The organism is Vibrio sp. 10N.261.51.A3 (genome assembly GCF_041471965.1).
Classification (GTDB): domain Bacteria; phylum Pseudomonadota; class Gammaproteobacteria; order Enterobacterales; family Vibrionaceae; genus Vibrio; species Vibrio crassostreae_C.
In genome coordinates this window covers 21,486-27,485 of sequence record NZ_JBFRPK010000042.1, presented here as the reverse complement: position 1 = coordinate 27,485, position 6,000 = coordinate 21,486, and the positions used below count along the sequence as shown (strand labels likewise).

Annotated in this window: 5 protein-coding genes; all 5 read right to left on the bottom strand. The window is 45.8% G+C overall.

Annotated features, from left to right (window positions below):
• Nucleotides 1-159 precede the first annotated feature (159 nt).
• Complete coding sequence (gene secF, locus AB4371_RS11235) at nt 160-1,107, bottom strand: protein translocase subunit SecF (protein WP_017062837.1); 948 nt, start codon at nt 1,105-1,107, stop codon at nt 160-162.
• Nucleotides 1,108-1,121: 14 nt separating this feature from the next.
• The gene (secD, locus tag AB4371_RS11230) at nt 1,122-2,978 is read right to left on the bottom strand and encodes a protein translocase subunit SecD (protein WP_102320714.1); all 1,857 of its coding nucleotides are present in this window, start codon (nt 2,976-2,978) and stop codon (nt 1,122-1,124) included.
• A 20-nt stretch (nt 2,979-2,998) separates the two neighbouring features.
• Nucleotides 2,999-3,328, bottom strand: coding sequence for a preprotein translocase subunit YajC (gene yajC / locus AB4371_RS11225; RefSeq protein ID WP_010440492.1), 330 nt, complete (start codon nt 3,326-3,328; stop codon nt 2,999-3,001).
• 110 nt (nt 3,329-3,438) lie between these two features.
• The gene (gene tgt / locus AB4371_RS11220) at nt 3,439-4,575 is read right to left on the bottom strand and encodes a tRNA guanosine(34) transglycosylase Tgt (protein ID WP_017056177.1); all 1,137 of its coding nucleotides are present in this window, start codon (nt 4,573-4,575) and stop codon (nt 3,439-3,441) included.
• Between the two features lie 190 nt (nt 4,576-4,765).
• Nucleotides 4,766-5,818, bottom strand: a complete 1,053-nt coding sequence (gene queA, locus AB4371_RS11215; RefSeq protein ID WP_372128866.1) for a tRNA preQ1(34) S-adenosylmethionine ribosyltransferase-isomerase QueA — start codon at nt 5,816-5,818, stop codon at nt 4,766-4,768.
• Nucleotides 5,819-6,000: the final 182 nt, after the last annotated feature.

The window sequence follows — 6,000 nt, the reverse complement described above, 5'->3', positions numbered from 1 at the left end:
GATACGAGATACGAGATACGATCAGGATGTCTCTTAGTGAAATGAAGTTCAACATACTTCAACGCTAAATTGTATTGAGCTTCCCTAGAATACAGACGTAAAAAAACCGCTAGTTGCCTAGCGGTTTTTTTGGTTTAGCGAAACTTATTAAGCCAAGGCCTAAGGCATCTCGTCAAACTCTTCACCTTCTTTGTCCACTTGTGGTGGCATTAGGTGTTCACGCGTAATACCTAACTTCATAGCCAGTGCAGATGCAACGTAGATAGAAGAGTAAGTACCAACCGTAATACCCAATAAAAGTGCAGTCGCGAAGCCGTGGATCATAGCGCCGCCCTGAACGAACAGTGCGATAACTACGAATAACGTGGTACCAGAAGTGATCAATGTACGGCTCAATGTTTGTGTGATTGAGCTGTTCAGTACTTCAGGCGCTTCACCCTTACGCATCTTACGGAAGTTCTCACGAATACGGTCGAATACAACAATGGTATCGTTGAGGGAGTAACCGACGACCGTTAGCAAGGCTGCTACGATGGTAAGGTCGACCTCAATTTGCATTAGAGAGAACACACCCAGAGTGATGATAACGTCGTGCGCCAGTGCTAATACTGCACCCGCAGCCAAACGCCATTCAAATCGCACTGATACGTAGATCAATATACAGATAAGAGAAACTAGGATAGCAAGGCCACCCGCTTCTGTTAATTCGTCACCCACGTTAGGACCAACGAACTCGATACGACGCATTTCAACTTGCTCACCAGTACCATTCTCAATAGCAGAAAGGATTTGGTTACCAAGCGTTTCGCCCGCTACGCCATCACGTGGACGTAAACGAACCATCACATCACGAGCTGAACCGAAGTTCTGTACCGTCGCATCACCAAAGCCTTCGGCTTCTAGTGCACTACGAATATCAGGAAGGTGTGCCGGTTGTTCAAAACCAACTTCAATCAGAGTACCGCCAGTAAAATCTAGACCCCAGTTCAACGATTTCGTTGTTAGGGTGAAGATAGCAGTACCAATCATCAAGATAGAAAAAACAAAGGCAACCTTTGACCAACGCATAAAGTCGATCATTTTGTCTGCTTTTAGAATCTGAAACATATTAATTCCTAGCCTTAGATCGACAGTTTTTTAACGCGTTTGCCGCCATACATCAGGTTCACGATACAACGTGTTCCGATAATAGCTGTAAACATTGAAGTCAAGATACCGATAGACAGCGTTACCGCGAAGCCTTTGATAGCACCCGTACCCACAGCAAATAGAATGATTGCTGTTAGTAGTGTGGTGATGTTGGCATCGGCGATTGTGCTGAATGCGTTCGCGTAACCTTGGTGAATCGCTTGTTGTGGACTGCGTCCATCTCGAAGCTCTTCACGTATACGCTCAAAGATCAGAACGTTCGCATCAACCGCCATACCAACCGTTAATACGATACCGGCAATACCTGGTAGGGTCATGGTAGCCCCCGGAATCATCGACATAACACCGATAATCAACACCAAGTTAGCCATTAGCGCAACGTTCGCAATCAGACCAAAGCTACGGTAGTAAAGCAGCGTAAACAGCATTACAGCAGCCATACCCCAAACCATCGCCATGATACCCATATCGATGTTTTGCTGCCCCATAGATGGACCAATGGTACGTTCTTCTACAATCGAGATAGGCGCAATCAATGCACCAGCACGCAGTAGAAGTGCCAAGTTATGAGCTTCAGCCGTTGAATCGATACCAGTAATACGGAAGTTACGGCCTAGCGCAGATTGAATCGTCGCTTGGTTAATCACTTCTTCGTGCTTACTCAAGATAACTCGACCTTCCGGTGTTTTACGACCGCTGTCTTTGTACTCTGCAAATACCGTTGCCATTAGCTTACCGATATTCTGACGAGAGAATGCAGACATCTTGCTACCACCTTCGCTGTCTAGCGAGATGTTAACTTGAGGACGACCATATTCATCAACACTTGAGCTTGCATCAGTAATACTTGAGCCGCCTAGAATAACGCGCTTCTTAAGTACCACAGGGCGACCATCACGATCTTGCTTGATTTCGCTACCCGCAGGGGCACGACCAGAAGCGGCAGCGGCTAAGTCAGCACTGCTATCCACTTCACGGAACTCAAGCGTCGCGGTAGCACCAAGAATTTCTTTAGCGCGAGCCGTGTCTTGAACACCAGGCAATTCCACTACGATACGGCTAGAGCCTTGACGTTGAACCAAAGGTTCAGCAACACCAAGTTCGTTAACACGGTTACGTAGAATGGTAATGTTTTGCTCTACCGCATAGTTGCGGATTTCTTGAAGACGAGCCTCTGTGAAGCTAGCAACCAAAGAAAAACGACCATTAGATTCAGAATCTACAAACGTCATGTCTTGGTGCTTAGATTGCAGTAGCGATTTCGCTTCAGCAAGCTGCTCGGCGTTACGTAGAATCACTTCAACCGCATCTTTACCAGATGGGCGAATTGCACGGTAACGGATTTTTTCTTCACGAAGTTCGCTACGGAACGCTTCTTCTTGTTGGCCAACCAGCTTTTGCATCGCAGCGTCCATATCCACTTCCATCAAGAAGTGAACACCACCACGTAGGTCAAGACCAAGCTTCATTGGTGCAGCACCAATAGATTCAAGCCAATCAGGAGTTGAAGCAGCTAAGTTTAAAGCAACGATTACGTCTTCATCTAATGCTTCAGTGATGACATCACGAGCACTAATTTGAGAGTCTGTATCGTTAAAGCGAACAAGAATGGAACCGTTTTCTAGAGCAACGGATTTAGTAGAAAGGTTTTCAGCTTCAAGAGCATTGGTGACAGCATCCAGCGTAGACATATCTACAGAGGCGCCGCGCGCCCCTGTAACTTGAACTGCCGGATCTTCACCGTATATATTCGGAAGTGCGTACAACGCAGCGATGGCGATAGTAAACACCACCATCAGGTACTTCCATAACGGGTAACGGTTTAGCACAGCGAGGATCCTCTAGCTGTTTATAGAGATTTCAGAGTACCTTTTGGTAGCACTGCTGTAACGAAGTCTTTCTTGATAACTACTTCGTTGTTTGCATTCAGTTCGATAGCAACGTAGTCGCTGTCTTCTGCAATCTTAGTGATCTTGCCAATTAGGCCGCCGCTTGTAAGAACTTCATCACCTTTGCCCATAGAAGACATAAGGTTCTTGTGCTCTTTAACACGCTTAGCTTGTGGACGGTAGATCATGAAGTAGAAGATCACAGCGAACATACCTAGCATGATAAGCATTTCGAAACCGCCGCCTGCTGGTGCACCTTCTGCTGCTGCGTGAGCTTGAGAAATAAACATTTAAAACATCCTCTATTATATTTTCGTAATTGTTTGTCTAATTGGGTCGCATCCCTTTATTTTCAAGCCCCATCACTCGGAAGAGAGATAGGGCTCGCAAAAAAGAAATACTAAGATTCTTTACCTAGTGGTGGCACTTCACGCCCCATTCTTGCGTAGAACTCTGCAACGAACTCTTCAAAGCGGTCTTCATCGATAGACTGACGAATGTCTGACATTACTCGTTGGTAGAAACGCAGGTTATGAATCGTGTTCAGTCGAGCACCTAGGATTTCGTTACAACGATCCAAATGGTGTAAGTACGACTTGCTGTAGTTCTTACAAGTGTAACAGTCACACTCTGAATCTAGTGGTGTTGTATCGGTTTTATGCTTCGCATTACGGATCTTGATCACACCTTCAGTCACAAACAGGTGGCCGTTACGTGCATTTCGCGTTGGCATTACACAGTCAAACATGTCGATACCGCGACGAACACCTTCAACCAAGTCTTCAGGTTTGCCTACGCCCATTAGGTAACGTGGCTTATCTTCCGGCAGTTGAGGACATGTGTGCTCAAGAATACGGTGCATATCTTCTTTTGGTTCGCCTACTGCTAGGCCACCTACTGCGTAACCGTCGAAACCAATTTCAGTTAAGCCTTTAACGGATACATCACGAAGGTCTTCGTACACGCCACCTTGAACGATACCGAACAGTGAGTTCGGGTTTTCAAGTTTATCGAAGTGGTTACGTGAACGCTCAGCCCAACGAAGAGACATCTCCATTGAGTCTTTTGCTTCTTTGTGTGTCGCAGGGTAAGGCGTACACTCATCGAAGATCATTACGATGTCTGAACCTAAATCTTTTTGGATTTCCATAGACTTCTCAGCGTCCATGAAGATCTTGTCACCGTTTACAGGGTTACGGAAATGAACACCCTCTTCAGTGATTTTACGCATTGCACCTAGGCTGAATACTTGGAAGCCGCCTGAATCTGTCAGGATAGGACCGTGCCAGTTCATGAAATCGTGCAGGTCACCGTGCATTTTCATGATTTCTTGACCAGGACGTAGCCATAGGTGGAATGTGTTACCTAATAGGATTTCAGCACCTGTGTCTTTTACTTCTTCAGGTGTCATACCTTTAACAGTACCGTAAGTACCTACAGGCATGAATGCTGGGGTTTCAACGGTACCGCGTTCAAACTGAAGTTGACCACGACGTGCGCCGCTATTAGTTTTTTTAAGTTCGTATTTTAATTTCACGAAGCCTCCAATATGCCAGAGAAACAATCTGACTGTTAATTCAGAACCTTAGGCCAAACTAAAGTTCAGTCTAGTGGGTTCTATGAGGAGCGGTCGCGTATTCCTTGCGAGAGATTAGACAGACACCCTGCCCGACTCCTAGCTTACTGCTAGCACCCGTAAATTTTTGTATCGCTTAAACCAGCTTAACTTAGCTCGTTTTCTTATTGATGAACATCGCATCGCCGTAGCTGAAGAAACGGTATTCGCTCTTCACGGCGTGATCGTATGCGTTCATCACATTATCGTAGCCAGCAAATGCACTCACCAACATAATCAGTGTTGATTCTGGCAAGTGGAAGTTGGTAATCAAGCAATCCACCAACTGGTATTCATAGCCAGGGAAGATGAAGATTTCTGTATCACCAAAGAAAGGAACGAGCTCGGTGCCTTTCTTCAATGCATCTTGCGCTGCACTTTCTAGTGAGCGTACTGATGTTGTACCAACAGCAATAACACGGCCGCCACGAGCTTTTGCTGCAGCTACGGCGTCAACCACTTCTTGCGGTACTTCAACGTACTCAGCATGCATGTAGTGATCATTGATGTTATCTACTTTTACTGGCTGGAACGTACCAGCACCAACGTGAAGCGTCACGTAAGCAAACTCAACACCTTTTTCTTTCATGTCAGCCATTAGCTTGTCATCAAAGTGAAGGCCTGCTGTTGGCGCTGCAACCGCACCCGGCTTTTCATTATAGACAGTCTGGTAGCGCTCTTTATCTGCATCTTCATCAGGACGATCGATGTAAGGAGGCAGTGGCATGTGACCAACACTGTTAAGAATCTCTAAAACGCTTTGATCGGATGTGAAATGGATTTCGAATAACGCATCGTGACGCGCCACCATTTCAGCTTCATATTCATCGTTCTCACCAAGGAACAACTTAGTACCCGGCTTTGGTGATTTAGAACAACGAACATGCGCAAGAATGCTTTTCTCATCAAGCATACGCTCAACCAGCACTTCAAGCTTACCGCCTGATGCCTTGCGACCAAATACACGAGCTGGAATCACTCGAGTGTTATTGAAAACAACAAGATCGCCTGGCTCAACCAAGTCTAAAACGTCTTTAAACGAACCATCAGCTAGGTTACCGCTGTTGCCATCTAATTTAAGCAGGCGGCTTGCTGTGCGCTCCTCTTGAGGGTAGCGAGCAATGAGTTCATCTGGTAGGTCAAAGTGAAAATCTGAAACTTGCATTTGTCTAGTCTTGTCTTAGTTGATGAGATTTGTGCCGTTGACGAATCATAAATCGTAGTTGCTGGATAATCGTTACGGTAAGTCAATCGTCACCAGAAACACATCGCAAACACGACTAAAAATTTCGCAGTGGGCTAGTATAGGCACACGAGCCGCAATAGCAAGGTTTACAGCACTGGATT